Genomic DNA, 15319 nt, shown 5'->3' on the forward strand with positions numbered 1-15319 from the left:
TCAATCGACCGAAAAGGTGAATTGAAACAGCCTTTCGATGGGATCCAGGGGTTTGGGGTCGCGGTATCGGTTGATGTCAAGAAGTCCGGCCTGGACAGCACTCTGCTCGTTGAGGCGGGACTGGACAAGATCGTAGGTTTGCCAGAACCGGGGATCGGTTCTGCGCACACCATATGTCTCTACCACCTTCAGATAGTCCTGTTGGCTGCGGATGGACCTGACATCCTCAACAAAGGCGGGGACGTCTTTTGCATCCATTCTGAATGCGAAATTCGGGTAGCTGCTGAACTGGCCCGGCACGATTGTAAGTTCGTCCTCTTCCGGTTCCCGCCGCAGATCTTCGTTGAAGATAAATGCAACATTGCTGTGGGCCATATCGTGCGCAATCGTGAAAATGTCCTCCGTCTGCCCGTCCTCGATAATGAGTATTGAAATGTCGGGCAGGAATTTCACGAATGGAGCAGGATGTCCGCTCAGCGGACGCAACTGACCGGCGACAGTGGTCTGCTGCGCACAATTATTGCCGTCGCAACGGTTGATAGGGTCGCTCGCTGGCCAGAGATCGGGTTCAGTCTTGAGCAGTTCAGACAGGAATTCGGACTTGGGATGGTCCGTTTTGAAGTCAACACCTGTTGGTGTCTCGGTATCGAGAGGACTTTCCTTCCATTGATCGATCAGTGTGGCGAGTGGTCCTTCGTACCAGCTGTCATGGAGTGGTTCCCTGACGTCGGGTGGCATGAAATACAGGAACATCCTTTCACCCTCGCGGCGAAGATTGTCCATGTACATCCGGGTCGTCAGCTGGTGCTCCACATTCCCGAAAACATCAAAGCCTGCGACGAGATCGTAGTAGACCCTTTCAAACAGGGGAAAGTCGATTACCCAGGCAGTTTTCGGAAAGGCTCCCTGATACCCGGTGACCACCGAGGCGGAGGAAAAATTCCGGTAAATCGTCAGCCGTGCATCGATGTTGGTTCCATCGCCATCCCAGATATCAGAATACCCGAGGCCGCCGTCTGTCCTGGCTTTCTCGGCATAGCGCTTTTGCCGGAAGGCCTGATACTTGACGGGCCCAACCAGGAGAAAACTCTTGAGGCGCTCTGTTATCTTGTCGTCCGAAACGGCGACCGGAAGTTCGAGGATCGGAATCGCGTCTTGAAGGTAGGTCGGATCGGTGACCGACAGATCTGAAGCGGGGTCCAGGAACGATATCCAGAATCGATCCTGGATAACATTGACCGCAACCTGCCCGTAGCAGACGGGACCTCGAATGAAGGTGCGCACGAAAAACAGCGCATCGTCCAACAGGAACTGGTACCGGCTGTGTGGCGGAAGTGCCTTAAAGGTGGAAAGGGGGTTCCCGCCAGCCTCCTTGGAGTAGGACGGAAGCTCGTCAATCGTCCAGTCGTTCGAAAGGAACAGGTCCTCGAAGCGGCGCAGCCGGTTCTGACCGATCTCGTAGACAATATGTTCCTTGTGGAGAATTGTGCCATCGATCGGAACCAGCCGATAGAAGAAGCGACCTCCGGGATCATCGAACGGACGGCGGGAGGGGATTTCATCCGGTTCGGAGCCTGGTGCCGAGCTGGATCTGATGAGGCGGAAGAAACGCCGTGGACTGTCACCTTCAATGTAGAGATGCGCCAGAAAGAGATGTTCGAAAATGTAGCGGGCAACAAGTTTCGATTTGAGCGTCTCCCTGTTGAAGAAAGCCTCAACCCTGCGGACTTCGTCTGCAATGTTCTGGGGAATGACCGTTGCGCTCGTATCCGCGGGGGCACCATCGGATGCCCAGGCGAGAAGACGACGATAGTCCTCGTCGGGAAGCGGAGCGGTTCCGAAGGGCATGCCGGCGAAAGGGTGATCAGCCAAAAAACCGCTGATTTCAGACGGTGTCGGGCAGCTGTTCTTTCTCAGCGGGCTGATGTCGAGGCTGTCGGGCAGGGCAGCGCCCGGTTTGAAATCCTGGCTGCGTCCGGCCTTCAGGAGCTGCTCGAGCATGGACTGGTGCCCGCTGCCGCCGTTGACCGAAAAAAATCCTTTTTCACGCCATTGGGGAACCGTCCTCGCATCAATGCCGAGCCGCGTCATCGGCGCATCTTCAAGGCGCGAGGAATCGTACACCCTCGCCTTCGTGGCGCCGCGTTGCCATCCGTCTGCCGATGAAAGTTTCAACTGGCAGGGCGCATCATAGCAGCCATGGCAGACAACACAGCGTTTGTTGAGAACATCCTGGATCGTCGAATGGGATGAAGCTTCCTTCGTGTCACTCGCCGAAGCAGAATCGATGACAGCAAAGATCAGGGGCAGCAGCAGAAGACAGAGCATGCCATGGATCTTTCCAAGACTGGCAACCTGCCGAATTAGTGAAAGAATCCTGCGCCGCATGCTGCATCTATCCCCCGTCTTCGTCCATTCTTGGCCGGGTCTGCCGGGTGGGGTCTTCAGGTCCCTTGTATGCGTAAAGATAGGACCAGGCCGCGTAAAGTGCGACAGCTCCGACGAAAATTGCCCATCCGGAATTTCCGAGAGCGTATTCCATCACTGCCCAGCCACCACAAAATACGACAAGCACAATGCGTCGCCACAACGGATCTAGCCAGGGGTGTTCTGCAGGTCCTAACACAGTTTTGCCTTCCTTCCGGGTCATGCGGGCTCGATCATTTCATCGGACGCGCCGAAACTGTCAAGACCGTCAATTTAACGCAAGGTGAATGGCAAGGGCTTGCAAAATCAAGCAAAACTTGCTCACCGAAGGTTGATTTCGTCTTGAATCCGCCGCGTGAACGAGAGAAGGTGAGCGCAATTCGGACCAGAACACGCAATCCTTTCAAAAGGGAGCTGGCGATCCGCGATGCTGACAACGCTTGATCTCCTGACGGCGAACGACACGCCGGGATGCCACGCGCCTTCCTACTATGCTGCGACAGCAAATGCGATGACGGCTCACCCGCGGCTTGATGAAACGCTGAACTGCCAGGTCTGCATCGTCGGAGGAGGCTATACCGGCCTGTCCGCTGCCCTTCATTTGGCCGAGAAAGGGCTGGATGTTGTTCTTCTGGAAGCAAACAGGATTGGTTGGGGGGCTTCAGGGCGCAACGGCGGGCAGGTTGGATCGGGGCAGCGTGTGGAGCAGACCGAGCTGGAGCAACGTCACGGACAGGCACATGCAAAACTCCTGTGGGGTCTGGCGGAAGAGTCAAAAGCCCTCGTCAGGGGGCTGATTTCGCGTCATGGCATCGCCTGTGATTACTCCCCTGGCATTCTTCATGCTGACCACCGAAAGTCATATGTCGAGGAGAGCCGTGACTATGTCGAGCATCTGCGGCTCGTTTATGGCTATGAGGACATCCGGTTCGTCGATGGTGACGAGATAGGGCAACATGTCGGCAGCCCGCGTTATTTCGGCGGATCGCTCGACCTGGGCGCCGGACATCTTCATCCACTGAACTTTGCGCTGGGGATCGGCGGTGCCGCCCAGGCCGCCGGTGCGAAGATTTTCGAAGAAACGAGGGTCACCGGGATTGATGGCAAGGGTAGCGGGCGGATTACGGTCAGGACGGCAACGGGCGACGTCAAGGCCGACCACCTTATCCTGGCATGCAACGGCTATCTCGGCCGCCTCGATCGCCAGACGGCTGCTCACGTCATGCCGATCAACAACTACATCGTGGCGACAGAACCTTTTTCCGAAGAAGAAGCAAAGCAGCTCATTGGAAACAATGCCGCCGTTGCCGACAGCAAGTTTGTCATCAACTATTTCCGTCTTTCCGCGGACCGCCGCCTCCTGTTCGGCGGTGGTGAAAATTACGGTTACAGGTTTCCGGACGATATCAAGTCCTTTGTCCGTGCTCCCATGCTGGAGATATTCCCGCAACTGAAAGATGTCGGCATTGACTATGGCTGGGGAGGCACGTTGGCGATAACGCCGAAACGCATGCCCTATTTTGCAAGGCTGGCCCCCAACATGCTGACTGCGACGGGCTATTCAGGGCACGGTGTCGCCATGGCGACCCTCGGCGGACAGATCCTGGCAGAGGCAGTATCGGGGACCGCCGGTCGGTTCGATGTTTTCGACAAGCTGGAAATTCCCGCATTTCCGGGCGGGGATCGTCTGCGGTTTCCGCTTCTGGTTCTGGCAATGACATGGTTTTCGCTTCGCGACAGGCTCGGGTTTTGACATGTTGCAGCAGAGCAGGACCCCGCGCGAAACGATAGGCAGCTATTGGGAGGCAAGCGTCGACCACGTGCGTCAGGACCGGCAGCTGATCGGCAATGCGCATTTTGATGTCGCTGTTATCGGGGCTGGTTACGCCGGTCTCAGCGCGGCGTTGAAGCTTGCAAAGAGCGGACTTTCGATTGGAGTTCTGGAAGCCGAACATGTCGGTTTTGGTGCGTCCGGACGAAACGGAGGTTTCTGTTGCCTGGGTGGAACGAAACTCGATGCACGCCAGCTGATCAGGAGGTTTGGGCTTGATGAGGCGCGGAAATTCGCCGCCTATCAGGTCGCGGGGATCAATCTTGTTGCACAACGGCTCGAAAACTGGGGTGTCGATGCAGACTGTCACTCGAAGGGAGAAATCTGTCTGGCGCATCGTCCGAAGGATCTTGCAAGCCTGAAGGAAGAGGCGGCATTCCTCAAGGATAACTTCGGCATCAGGACCCGCGTTCTTGGAAAGAGTGAACTGGATTCGGAAGGGTATGGTGGTCCGGAATTCCATGGTGGCCTGCATATGCCATATGGCTTTGCCCTCAATCCGCTGAAGTATCTACTCGCACTCGGTGATCAAGTGCGCCAGGCTGGTGGTCGGATCTTTGGCAAGTCACCGGTCACTGGTGTGAATCAGGATGGTGAGTGCTGGCGCCTGGAAACGGAGCATGGATACGTCAGGGCCAAAAAGATCGTGCTGGCAGGCAACGGTTATGCCCGTGAGACCGTGCCGAAATGGTTGCATGGCCGCACGTTGCCGGTCATGTCATCCATCCAGGTAACGCGTCCGCTGAGCGAAGGAGAGCTGTCCGATCAGGGATGGACCGCGGACACGATGGCTGCAGATACAAGAAAACTGCTGCATTATTTTCGCCTGTTGCCCGACAGACGGTTCCTGTTTGGAACCCGCGGAGGGATCTTCGAAAAGGCGCCCGCGCTGACAGCCATGCAAAAGCGCGCCCGCAACGACTTTGAGACCATGTTTCCGGCATGGGCGCATGTCGAGACGGAATTTGCCTGGCACGGCAATGTCTGTCTCGCGCGCAACCTGACGCCATTCGTCGGGGAAGTCCCGCGCATGGACGGCATCTACGCGGCCATGGGCTGGCATGGCAGCGGAATAGCGATGGCGTCCCTATCCGGTGAGAAGATCGCCGGTCTGGTAACCGGCTCTCTGAGACGGGACGATCTGCCGTCTCCTTTGCAAATTCCGTTTCGAAAGTTCCCCTTGCCGGCCTTCCGAAAATTGTATCTGCAAGGCGCCTACTGGATTTACGGGTGGCTTGACCGGTAACGCAACCAGCCGGTTAATCAGCCTTTCCGGAAATCTATTTGACCTGGATGATGTATTTGTTGGACACGTTTCTGATTTTGGCAGTCCCATAGGTGTGCATGTCCATTGTAAATCTTACATTGAAGACATCTTCGCCGCGGAAGCCCCGGTTCGGTTTGTAGACGATGACCGTACCCTTGACCGTTTTTCCCGCACAACGACCGGCATTTTCGCCAAGCTTTCCGCTGACCTGCTTGAACGAAACCGAGCCGTTTTTCGGAGCTCTGGTAACTTTCATTTTCGGAATGATGCCGGCGCCGCAATAGGGTCCGTAAACGGCGTGAGAGCCGACGGCAGATGCTCTGTTCGCCGGCACTGTTTCCCGGATCGTGTCAGCGAGGCTAAAGGTGGAAAACAGGGCTAGGAATATGAAGCCGAGTAGAATGCGCATTGTCTGACCTTGTCATTATTATCGAGTGTAACTTGGCTAAAAGACACCCTTTTTAATTGCAATGACTGATGCTGTTTGACGCGTAAAAATAATCACGTGTTGCCAAGATGCAGCTCTGGATAGGTTGCTCGGGTTGTTCTATCCGGAAGGCCAGCGATTCCCGCATTGATTTGCCGGATGCCCGGCGACTTGACAGGCATTCGACATGCGGCTTGGCAAAGATCAATGCCGCTTTTTACTGGCTGCGCTTTATTCACGGAAACAGGTGGGAGAATGCAATGGCGGCCAAATCGAAACAGGAACTCCTGTCACTTGCACTGAAGGAATTTGAAAAACTCTGCCGGTTGCTTGATATCCTGCCTGCCGGTCTTCGCCTTGAACTGGACGATGAAGGCGTTTCGCCCAAGGACATAGTCGCTCATCGGGCGCACTGGATCGACCTGTTCCTTGGCTGGTATCTGGATGGGCAAGAGGAAAAGACAGTTTACTTTCCCGCCGAGGGGTACAAATGGAACGAAACAAAGCGGTACAACGCCGACCTTCGTGCTCGGCAGAAGGGGATGACCTGGACAGAAGCAGTTGCGCTGCTTGAACGTAATCACAACAAGCTGCTGCGATTGATTGAGTCCCTGTCTGACGATCAGCTCTACAGCGCACCGATGAAAGGCGCCAACAATGCCTGGCCGACGGGCCGTTGGGCGGAAGCAGCGGGACCGAGCCACTATCGTTCGGCAACAAAGTATTTGCGCCAGGGGATCAGGCGGTTCAATTCCAAGCCCCAATAAGGTGGGAACTTTGCCGGGTTGTCGTGCATGACAGTTCTGCCTGCAGCTCAGGAACTCCGGCGGACGACCGCGACGTTTACTTCGCTCCAGATGTCAAAGCCGAGCTTGCGGTAAAGTGCAATCGCGCCATGATTGTCTGCATAAGCGTGAAGAAATGGTTTGTCGCCGCGGCTCCGTATGACTTTGGCAATGTGAAGCGTTAGGGCGGTTGCCAGTCCACGCCCCTGAAAGTCCGGATGCGTGCAAAGACCGCTGATCTCCGTGTAACCTTCAAGGTTCAACCGCGTGCCGCCCATGGCAGCCAGCCGATTGTCCAGTTTTACGCCCCAGAACGTCCCGAGTTCCGGGGTGCGTCTGGTGAAAGGGCCTGGCTGAGTGAGGTCCGCAAGTGCGACCATTTCCGGAATGTCGTCACTCGACAGGGGCACGATCATGGGAGCGGAGGCTTCAGGTTCCCGGGCGGTGTTTTCCATCATCAGAACGCCAAGTGCGGTCTTGTCCGCGACCAGCGTTTCGGGAAGCGTGATCTGTTCAGCCTGTAGCAGGAAGACCGGTTTGTCGCCGGGGCAAATCAGCTCTGTCAAGGCTGCGAGCGCATCTGCCGAATTGTCTTTCGAGGCTGCAAACGGCGAAATTTCTGGATCGAACCTCCGAGCGAGCGTTCCCCGCTTTGAAAAGTGATCCTGGCGGGTCGTGAGAGCAGACCAGACAACTCGGTTCAGCAAACTGGTCATGTCATGGCACCTGCAGCGTTCCGGGATAAAAGGAATTCATAGTGTTCGGCCGTCTGGTCCCAACGCTTCAGAACTTCCTGTGCAGCACCGGGAACATGGCTTCTTGCATAATTCGGCCCCTGAAAGGCAATGACATCGTCAATCGAGCGAAAACTCATGATGGTTTTGAATTCCACTTCATCTGTCAGATCGCGTCTCAGAACTTCAATGCCGAGATAACCTGGAATGGTCTTGGCCTCGATGCCGGGAATGACCGTGTCCGTCAGGATACCGAAGTACCGATCGGCGTTTTCATGCGTCGTCCAGCCATGCCAGATGCGTTTGATCATCGGGGGTCCTCCATCTCCTGTGCCAATCGACTCCAGTCGGGAAGGGAATCCGAGGAGCATCGTTTCCTAAGCGGTTGCTCGTCAAGCGCGTCTTCCAGTTGGGAAAGCTGTTGCAAAAGCGACCCCTCCAGTCCTGCACAGGCATCCTTGACCGCCAGCATGACTTTGGGCCACAGGGTCTGCTGCAGATGCCAGACGAGCGCAACGCCGCGATCGGTCAGTGCGATTCTGTTGACACGCCGGTCTTTTTCATCCGGCTGGCTCTCGACAAGCCCTGCAGCCTTCAGCTTGTTGACCATGCGTGTGACACCGGGCTGGCTTTGTCCAAGCGCCTCTGCAAGATGACCGATACTAAGGGAGCCGTTTCGATCAAGAGTCGCCAGCACCGGATTGAGCGACGCGGACAACTCCGCCTTGGCAACTTCGTTGCTGATTTCCTGTGTTTGCGACTGCAGTTTTTCACCGATCCGTTTCAGCCTGCTGCCAAGTGTGCCGTACCCGAGTGATCGGACAACATCTTCAATCATGGTTAGACTCCATAAGCATAACTAGTAATATAATAAGTTATATAAATTAATCAACTTGACAATTCGATTGCTTGATATAACCATTAAGTTATGGAACAAGTTGGTTATATGTCTGGCAAACCTGGCCTCGATGCAGTGTTTTCCGCCCTGTCCGACCCGACTCGCCGGGCCATCTTGACGAAACTGGCTTCAGGCGAGGCGTCGGTGAACGAACTGGCCGAGCCGTTTGAAATGAGTCAGCCCGCTGTGTCGAAACACCTCAAGGTTCTTGAGCGTGCAGGTTTGATAACGCGTGGAACCGATCGTCAACGGCGTCCGGCCCGTCTCAACGCGAAGCCGATGAAAGAGGCGGTCGCCTGGCTTGAGGAATTCAGAAAATTCTGGTCCTCCAGTTTCGACCAGCTCGACAATCTTCTTGAAGAACTCAAAAACACCGATCAGTGGGAGTAAATTAATGTCATTGCCTGAATACATTCTTGAAAGACGTTTCAATGCGCCGCGCGAACTTGTCTGGAAAACCTGGACCCAACCGGAATTGCTGGCCCGTTGGTATGGGCCCGGTGTTGAAACGGTTATTCACAAACTGGACGTGCAGCCGGGAGGTCTCTGGCTGAACGAGATGAAATTCGGCGGTGGCTCCCACTTTCAACGCGTCGAATATACTGAAGTCGTCGAGCCTGAAAAACTTGTCTGGCTACATTCGGTCTCCGACGCGGACTGGGAAATCTCAGCAAATCCGATGATGCCCGACTGGCCGCGCACTCTCCTGACGACCGTGACCTTCATACAGGCTGGAGATCAGACCGAAGTACGCCTCATCTGGACACCCCATGAGGCGAGCGAAGCGGAAATAACCTGCTTTGCCGGAGCCATCAGTGGCCTCGACAAGGGTTGGGGCAAGGGCATGGAAATGCTGGCGAACCTGCTGGAAGAATTACAGGGCTGACGATCTCGGGCGGCACTCCTGGAAACCGAACCTGCTGTGCCGTCCCGGACCCAAACAGGACAGGTCCCTTTGCAAAAGCTGCCCCGGCTCGAGGCCGGGGTGGCGTCAGATGACAAAATTTGTGGGCCAAATCTTTATGCCACGTTGGCGCTGCAAGCCGGTCAGTATCTAGTCGAACTCCGGTCCACGCGCTCGGTAGGGCGTGATTTCCTTCCAGGCCTTCATCAGTGTTTCCAGCTCTTCGTCGCTATGATGCGGCATGATGATCTGGGGTTTGACAAGAAGGTCGCCATGGCCGTCGTTCTTGTTGGGCAGGCCCTTGCCTTTCAGGCGCATGGCCTTGCCGCTTGACGTATTTGGCGGAATGGTCAGGTTCACGGCACCGGAAAGCGTTGGTGTGCGGACCTTGGCGCCGAGCACTGCCTCGTAAAGCGTCAGCGGCAAGTCCAGGTGGAGGTCGGAACCATTCACCTCGTAGAGTGTGTGTGGCCTGATCCGGATCTCGACCATCACGTCGCCTGCCGGACCGCCGTTTTCACCTGGATGACCCTGGCCTTTCAGGCGAATTTTCTCGCCTTCCTCGACACCCTTCGGCAAGGTCACGTTGACTGTTTTGCCGCTCGGCAGTGTGACTTGGGTCTTGCCGGAGTTGACGATGTCTTCCAACGACACGCGGGCAATGATTTCGGCATTTTTGCCTTTTGCTTTGTGCGGTGTTTTCGTGCGCGCGCTGCCACCGGCAAAGCCAGCGCCTGGCCCGGCGCCGGGACCGCCTCCCGGACGGTTGCCGCGACCGCCGAAGCCGCCGAAGATGTCGTTCAGGATGTCGTCGAAGCCACCAGCGCCGCCACCAGTGCTGCCGCCGCCCGCCGACCTGTGGCCGCGTGCACCGCCTGCAGCGCCAAAGTCCTCAAATCCGGAAAAGCCGTCAAAGCCCCTCGACTGGAAGCGCTGCTTGCCTTCCGCGTCGATCTCACCGTTGTCGAACTTGGCGCGCTTGTCCTTGTCGCCGATGATTTCATAGGCTTGATTCACTTCGGCAAACTGCTGCTGCGCCTTCGGATCGTCCTTGTTCTGATCCGGATGGTATTTCTTGGCCAGCTTCCGAAAAGCCTTCTTGATCTCGCCCTCGCTGGCGCTTTTCGCCACACCGAGAACGCTATAGGGATCTCGCATTCACATCACCAGGTTTCTAAGATTCTCCAGCCTGTCGCCTCACGCATAAACGCTCCGGACACATGACCTGCTCCGAAGCGCGCGTTTTCCTGAGACAATACTTGACCGGACTTAACTACTATATCGGAACGAAGAGGGCAAAATTCCAGTCCTTCGCCTCCAGCAACAAAGCACTTCCTTATGAGGCGATTTGATCGGCTGATCAAGCGTCGGCGACGCTGAGGGCTGTCACAGCGAATTTCTGGCTGATATCCCGGCAGGCCGTTCCGGAGTAAAGCCTGATGCCGGCAATTGTGTTTGCCGTCGTCTGGAAGGAAAGGCACCCTGTTTCAGTGAGTCCGTCAGCCTTGATGCTTGTCACGGTGCCTGAATTGCCACTGATCGGATTCAACCAGGACAGCAGCACGTCCTGGCGGGCGTCATAGTTGTCCAGGGTCTGGTCAAGCGAATCGAGGTTTTCTGCAATGACAGCACGATCTTCCGCGTTGACGTCTGTATAGGCCTGATCGGTCGAGGATGGAATCGAGCCCGTCAGGACAGTGGGCGTATCCACATTGTTGCTGCCTATCGGAACTGTAACCTGCGCGCAGCCTGCAAGCAGGCTCCCAAGCAGCGCAATGATGCCCATAAAGGGCTGGATCTTGTTGTACGTGAGAGTATATGAACGCATACGAAACATCTTACGGACAGCCTCCAAGCTGGCATGTTCTTGCCGTGCTGCAGGCGATCGAATTCTTCGACAGGTAACCTATGACAGACCTCAAGCATCCCTCTGAAGAGTTAACAAAAGGTGACTTCGCGGAGGTCAAGAAACCATTTGATCTTTTTTCTGAATGGCTTGAAGACGCCAAGGCATCGGAACCCAATGATCCGAATGCCCTTGCGCTTGCAACTGTTGACCCGTCCGGCTTGCCTAATGTGCGCATGGTCCTTTTGAAAGACGTCGATGATCGCGGCTTCGTGTTTTACACGAATTTCGAGAGTGCGAAGGGCAGGGAGCTGCTGTCGTCCGGCAAGGCCGCAATGTGCTTCCACTGGAAGTCACTGCGACGTCAGGTGCGCGTGCGCGGCGTGGTCCATCAGGTAACCGTCGATGAAGCGGACACTTATTACCAGTCCCGTCCGCGCGGCAGCAGGATAGGTGCCTGGGCGTCAAAACAGTCCCGGCCTCTGGAAAGCCGTTTCGCTCTGGAAAAGGAAGTTGCCAGGTTCACCGCGAAATTCGGGATCGGAGACATACCAAGGCCGGAATACTGGTCAGGCATGCGGCTTGAGCCGACATCCATCGAATTCTGGCACGACCGGCCATTCAGGCTGCACGATCGAATTCTGTTCACGCGCGAGGGTCCCGACCAGCCCTGGGACAAGGAGCGGCTATATCCTTGAGCGAAACAGCGATCGGCATACGGACGTGACACGGATCTAAAGCAGCCGCTTCCAGCGGAAAAACAGAAATGTTGCGATCACGGACGCAAGCATCAGACCGAGTGCAAACAAAAAACCCTGTTCCCAGTTGAGTTCGGGCATGTTGGCGAAGTTCATGCCATAGATTGAGGCGATCAGGGTAGGGGGCAGGAAGACCAGACCCAGGACCGTAAAGATTTTTGAAATCTGGTTCTGTTCAAGTGTGACCAGCCCGACAGTGGCGTCCAGCAGAAAGGCAAGTTTGTTGTCCAGGGCGTCTGCATGTTCCTTGATTGACCGGATATCGCGGCCATAGGTCTTCAACTCGGTTACCTGCTCCTCGGTCAGGGTGAGCCTCTTAGCGTGGGTATTCATGAAGAGAAGGGCGCGTGACAGGCTCGTGCACACATCATGCATCTTGGCAACGTGCAGGCCGATTTGCCCAAGTTGCTTTATCACCACCTGATAGCTGGCCGTTTTGCGCATGTTGAGCCCGTCGCCGAACACCTGGAGAGCAAGGTTGTCGTAGCGGGACGATGCGCTTTCCATTTCATCTGCGCAGCGGTCGACAATAATGTCGAGCAACGCAAAGAGCACGGCCGGTCCCATATGTGCGATTGTGGGGTCAGACTGAACTTTCTTGGACAGAATGGAGATTGACTTGGGTTCCCCGTAACGAAGGGTCACCAGCCGTTTGGCACTCAGGACAAAAGTGACGGAGGACAGGATCGGATCCAGCGTCCGGGTCGCTATGGGCATCTGGGCCGTCATGACGACCGCGCCGGGCTCCACGTAGAGTCGCTCGGAGGTTTCAATCGATGCGATTTCTTCGCGCGTTGGGATTTCCGCGCCCATCAGCTTTTCAGCGGCCTTCTGCTCTTCGCGTGTCGGCGCAACGAGATCTATCCACACCGACGTCGCAGGCAGGGGAGCCTCAGCTGCGAGTTCGATACGTTCGAGGCCTTTTACGGACGGGCAATAGGCAATGATCATCAGGGCAGTCTCCGATGGGACAGGGCATGCCGGTGGTAACCGGCGAAAAAGTGCCAGGGCCTGATGAGTTGCGATCGTGTCGGATGATTGCCCCGAGAGCAGCAACCGACATGAGCGGCGGCGGCATGAACAGCCAGAACGATCCGGTTGATCCGACTGGGGCAGCTTCGGGGCGAGAAGCACGTCGCAGGGGCAATCGGCGCAACGGATCAGGCAGTCACTCGAAAGGGACGGCCAGCTGTTTTCGCCTGTTGACGGACTGCGGCTTGCTTCGAAATCACGATGAATTTCGATTCTCAATAGACCTTGTCGGCGGCAGTTTGCCTAACAGATCGGGACACGGCAAGCTCAGCGGTACCTGATGAAGAAACCGGTTGAGGCCGGCTGAGGCCGACAAGAGGTCTTGAAATAATCGGGCGCTGAAAATTGCGGCCGGTTATTTGTTTTTCTTCGTCGCTGCGCCTGCGTTCTTGCAGAGTGCTGCGGCGTTCAATGCGGCAATGCCGACTGGCTTATATTGATTAATCAATTTGGCTCCCGCCGGAACTTTGGCGTTCGGGTGGGATGTTTGTTCAGACATTTTTCCAGGTCCGTTATCTTATCCAGTTCCCGCTAACTGGCAATTGGGTGCGCGGATAACTGCGGGCCGCGTGCATGTCGTATCCAATTGCGGCATTCCAAGGGCGAGTTTCTCGCCAATTCCATTTTTTCCGCAACCGGCATAGAAATCATGCGCTTATTTAGCCATTTCAGCCAGTCAAATTCTATAACAGGATGTAACGTAAGGGGAGTGAATTTGAAGTATATCGTTAAGTAAAGATTAACTTTCTTCCATTTTTACTACTTATGAGGGTATAAATTTATAGTTGCTACACCAGGTAGGACCTGTAACTTCTTGGCGGCCTGCCGCGAAGCGCACAGAATCCGCCGACCAGACAGCGTGCCAGGGTCAGAAACCCGGTCAGCACAAAAATCGCGAGCCCGACAAGGATGAGCGAGGACGACAGATCAGCCCCCAACAGGATCAGCAGACCTCCCACACAGCAACCGATCACCAAGAGAGCGATCGTTGTGCGGATGTAATAAAAATGCGCAAATACGCTTTGTTCTGCAGGTTCGGAAAACCGCATTGCAATGAACAGCGCCAGAGGGGCCAGAAAAAACGTCAGGATAAGCGCGTAACAAACGAATACGTTTCCAAGACTCGTTGCAATCGGCCCTGCGACTCGTGCGTCCACATTCGGCTTGTTCAGGTTTGCCATAAGGTGCGCTTCATTTGGCGGTTGACGGGAATTCGGTCCAGTGATGTTCACCCTGCTTGGTCAGGGCTCCAACTTGTTGCCGGTTGCGAAAATGATTCTTGAACCTGACCGACCGAATTTATGATGAGCTGATTGCGGAAGTGAAGTTCAAAATTGACAATTTGCCTGTAAACAAGAAAACAAATCTGGTTTTGCCGATCACGGCCTCATAGCATGGCCTGCGATGCAGGTTGGAAAGAAATGAAGCAATACGCCGTTTACAAAACAGCATCGGCGCCGGTGAGCCGGACCATTGGTGCGATAGCGCTTGCCATCGCATTGACCGCTTTTGTTGCAAAACGGTTCGGTCTGGTCGATGCGGATGTATTCGTTCTTTCCCTGACTTGCGCTGCAATTTTGGCCATTGTCGCGATCGTGGCTGCCTTGGCGGCATTCCAGCGCATTTGGAGCTATGGTGGACCTGGCGTCTCTGAAGCGTTGATCGGGACGTTCTTTGGTGTTCTTGCCCTCGTGCCGCCGTCTATTGTGATCGGAACACTTGTCGCCAGTCCCGGGGCGAATGACATTTCTACAGACAAGATCGATCCTCCTGAACTCAAGTCAGAGAAGATCGCATCGTCGCAGCCGTTTTTGAACTGGGCGACTGTCAAGCTGGAAGAAAACGTTTGGCCATTGGTGTCCGGACTTTCGATCTCCCCGTCTTCTCAAGGCAGAGATCTGTCGAGAAATTCTGCTGATATTGTGCCTCGCCGATACCGGATTGCTCCTGGCCAGCTACACGTTGCCGGCGCCAAGGCGCTGGAAAACCTGAACTGGACCGTGGTCGACGAATTGCCGCCTGACCTGCTGGATGCGGCAACGCGATTACAGGCTGAAGGTGTAACGCGTTATCTCGGACTGAAGTTCGACGTTGCGCTCCGCATACGACCCGATCAGGTCGGTGCGCTGCTGGACGTCCGCTCGCGTTCCAGAACCCCATTACAGGATCTTTCCACCAACGCGGGCCAGATCAGAACCGTATTCGCCGAAATCGATCGCGTTTTGCTGGAAACTTACGGGGATCTCGCACGGCTCTCCGTTGAGGAGGGCGAACTGGAAGACGAACTGACACCTGAAATTGTAGAAGATCCGCGAGAAGTTGTTCCTCTGCCGGGCTTCAAACCCTATTTCGGGGATGACGAGTTATCGGCTCCAGATGATCCGGATGCGACCGACCTGGAGGGTTAAGG

18 protein-coding genes are annotated in these 15319 nt (G+C 55.5%); 7 read left to right on the forward strand and 11 right to left on the reverse strand.

Annotation, left to right across the window (positions count from 1 at the left end; translation table 11 throughout):
* Together LA5095_RS01760 and LA5095_RS01765 are read right to left on the reverse strand one after the other, a co-directional pair.
* Window positions 1-2388, reverse strand: coding sequence for a fatty acid cis/trans isomerase (locus LA5095_RS01760; RefSeq protein WP_208992517.1), 2388 nt, complete (start codon window positions 2386-2388; stop codon window positions 1-3).
* A gap of 7 nt (window positions 2389-2395) precedes the next feature.
* Window positions 2396-2626: a DUF3329 domain-containing protein gene (locus LA5095_RS01765; protein WP_208992518.1), complete on the reverse strand. Its 231-nt coding sequence runs from the start codon at window positions 2624-2626 to the stop codon at window positions 2396-2398.
* 228 nt (window positions 2627-2854) lie between these two features.
* On the opposite strand from LA5095_RS01765, the gene LA5095_RS01770 reads away from it, so the two are divergent.
* Window positions 2855-4180, forward strand: a complete 1326-nt coding sequence (locus tag LA5095_RS01770; RefSeq protein WP_055111397.1) for an NAD(P)/FAD-dependent oxidoreductase — start codon at window positions 2855-2857, stop codon at window positions 4178-4180.
* 1 nt (window position 4181) lies between these two features.
* Entirely contained in the window at window positions 4182-5504 is a 1323-nt protein-coding gene (locus LA5095_RS01775) for an NAD(P)/FAD-dependent oxidoreductase (RefSeq protein WP_055111399.1), read from the forward strand.
* 34 nt (window positions 5505-5538) lie between these two features.
* Here LA5095_RS01775 and LA5095_RS01780 read toward each other — a convergent pair whose 3' ends face one another.
* A complete protein-coding gene (locus tag LA5095_RS01780; RefSeq protein WP_055111401.1) occupies window positions 5539-5934 on the reverse strand; it encodes a hypothetical protein in 396 nt (131 codons plus the stop codon).
* Between the two features lie 278 nt (window positions 5935-6212).
* Here LA5095_RS01780 and LA5095_RS01785 point away from each other — a divergent pair, with 278 nt between their 5' ends.
* Window positions 6213-6719 (forward strand): ClbS/DfsB family four-helix bundle protein, encoded by a 507-nt coding sequence (locus LA5095_RS01785; protein WP_055112633.1) that lies wholly within the window; start codon window positions 6213-6215, stop codon window positions 6717-6719.
* A 47-nt stretch (window positions 6720-6766) separates the two neighbouring features.
* Here the strand turns inward: LA5095_RS01785 and LA5095_RS01790 are convergent, their stop codons facing one another.
* Genes LA5095_RS01790 through LA5095_RS01800 form a run of 3 tightly spaced genes read right to left on the reverse strand, consistent with a single transcriptional unit; the run spans window position 6767 to window position 8309 of the window.
* Window positions 6767-7453, reverse strand: a complete 687-nt coding sequence (locus LA5095_RS01790; RefSeq protein WP_055111403.1) for a GNAT family N-acetyltransferase — start codon at window positions 7451-7453, stop codon at window positions 6767-6769.
* Window positions 7450-7782 carry a hypothetical protein gene (locus LA5095_RS01795; RefSeq protein WP_055111405.1) on the reverse strand — a complete coding sequence of 111 codons (333 nt, stop codon included), beginning with the start codon at window positions 7780-7782 and terminating at the stop codon, window positions 7450-7452. Before LA5095_RS01795 ends, LA5095_RS01790 begins: the two co-directional genes overlap by 4 nt.
* Window positions 7779-8309: a MarR family winged helix-turn-helix transcriptional regulator gene (locus LA5095_RS01800; protein WP_055111406.1), complete on the reverse strand. Its 531-nt coding sequence runs from the start codon at window positions 8307-8309 to the stop codon at window positions 7779-7781. The genes LA5095_RS01795 and LA5095_RS01800 overlap by 4 nt, the downstream gene beginning before the upstream one ends.
* A gap of 108 nt (window positions 8310-8417) precedes the next feature.
* Here LA5095_RS01800 and LA5095_RS01805 point away from each other — a divergent pair, with 108 nt between their 5' ends.
* Window positions 8418-8759: an ArsR/SmtB family transcription factor gene (locus tag LA5095_RS01805; protein WP_055112634.1), complete on the forward strand. Its 342-nt coding sequence runs from the start codon at window positions 8418-8420 to the stop codon at window positions 8757-8759.
* 4 nt (window positions 8760-8763) lie between these two features.
* On the forward strand, window positions 8764-9255 hold the full coding sequence (locus LA5095_RS01810) for an SRPBCC family protein (RefSeq protein ID WP_055111408.1): 492 nt from the start codon (window positions 8764-8766) through the stop codon (window positions 9253-9255).
* A gap of 168 nt (window positions 9256-9423) precedes the next feature.
* Here the strand turns inward: LA5095_RS01810 and LA5095_RS01815 are convergent, their stop codons facing one another.
* Together LA5095_RS01815 and LA5095_RS01820 are read right to left on the reverse strand one after the other, a co-directional pair.
* Window positions 9424-10431, reverse strand: coding sequence for a DnaJ C-terminal domain-containing protein (locus LA5095_RS01815; protein ID WP_055111410.1), 1008 nt, complete (start codon window positions 10429-10431; stop codon window positions 9424-9426).
* Window positions 10432-10633: 202 nt separating this feature from the next.
* Window positions 10634-11101 carry an RT0821/Lpp0805 family surface protein gene (locus tag LA5095_RS01820; protein ID WP_208992519.1) on the reverse strand — a complete coding sequence of 156 codons (468 nt, stop codon included), beginning with the start codon at window positions 11099-11101 and terminating at the stop codon, window positions 10634-10636.
* Between the two features lie 80 nt (window positions 11102-11181).
* Here LA5095_RS01820 and pdxH point away from each other — a divergent pair, with 80 nt between their 5' ends.
* Entirely contained in the window at window positions 11182-11817 is a 636-nt protein-coding gene (gene pdxH, locus LA5095_RS01825; RefSeq protein WP_055111414.1) for a pyridoxamine 5'-phosphate oxidase, read from the forward strand.
* 36 nt (window positions 11818-11853) lie between these two features.
* On the opposite strand, the gene LA5095_RS01830 is transcribed toward pdxH, so the two are convergent.
* The 3 genes from LA5095_RS01830 to LA5095_RS01840 all read right to left on the reverse strand — a co-directional run bounded on the left by LA5095_RS01830 (window position 11854) and on the right by LA5095_RS01840 (window position 14090).
* On the reverse strand, window positions 11854-12828 hold the full coding sequence (locus tag LA5095_RS01830; RefSeq protein ID WP_055111416.1) for a magnesium transporter CorA family protein: 975 nt from the start codon (window positions 12826-12828) through the stop codon (window positions 11854-11856).
* A 436-nt stretch (window positions 12829-13264) separates the two neighbouring features.
* Window positions 13265-13408, reverse strand: coding sequence for a hypothetical protein (locus LA5095_RS32895; protein WP_172670762.1), 144 nt, complete (start codon window positions 13406-13408; stop codon window positions 13265-13267).
* Between the two features lie 289 nt (window positions 13409-13697).
* Window positions 13698-14090 carry a hypothetical protein gene (locus LA5095_RS01840; RefSeq protein WP_055111420.1) on the reverse strand — a complete coding sequence of 131 codons (393 nt, stop codon included), beginning with the start codon at window positions 14088-14090 and terminating at the stop codon, window positions 13698-13700.
* Between the two features lie 240 nt (window positions 14091-14330).
* On the opposite strand from LA5095_RS01840, the gene LA5095_RS01845 reads away from it, so the two are divergent.
* Window positions 14331-15317 carry a DUF1499 domain-containing protein gene (locus LA5095_RS01845; RefSeq protein WP_055112636.1) on the forward strand — a complete coding sequence of 329 codons (987 nt, stop codon included), beginning with the start codon at window positions 14331-14333 and terminating at the stop codon, window positions 15315-15317.
* The last annotated feature ends 2 nt before the right edge of the window (window positions 15318-15319 follow it).

Source organism: Roseibium album, from assembly GCF_001404515.1.
Taxonomy (GTDB): Bacteria; Pseudomonadota; Alphaproteobacteria; order Rhizobiales; family Stappiaceae; genus Roseibium; species Roseibium album.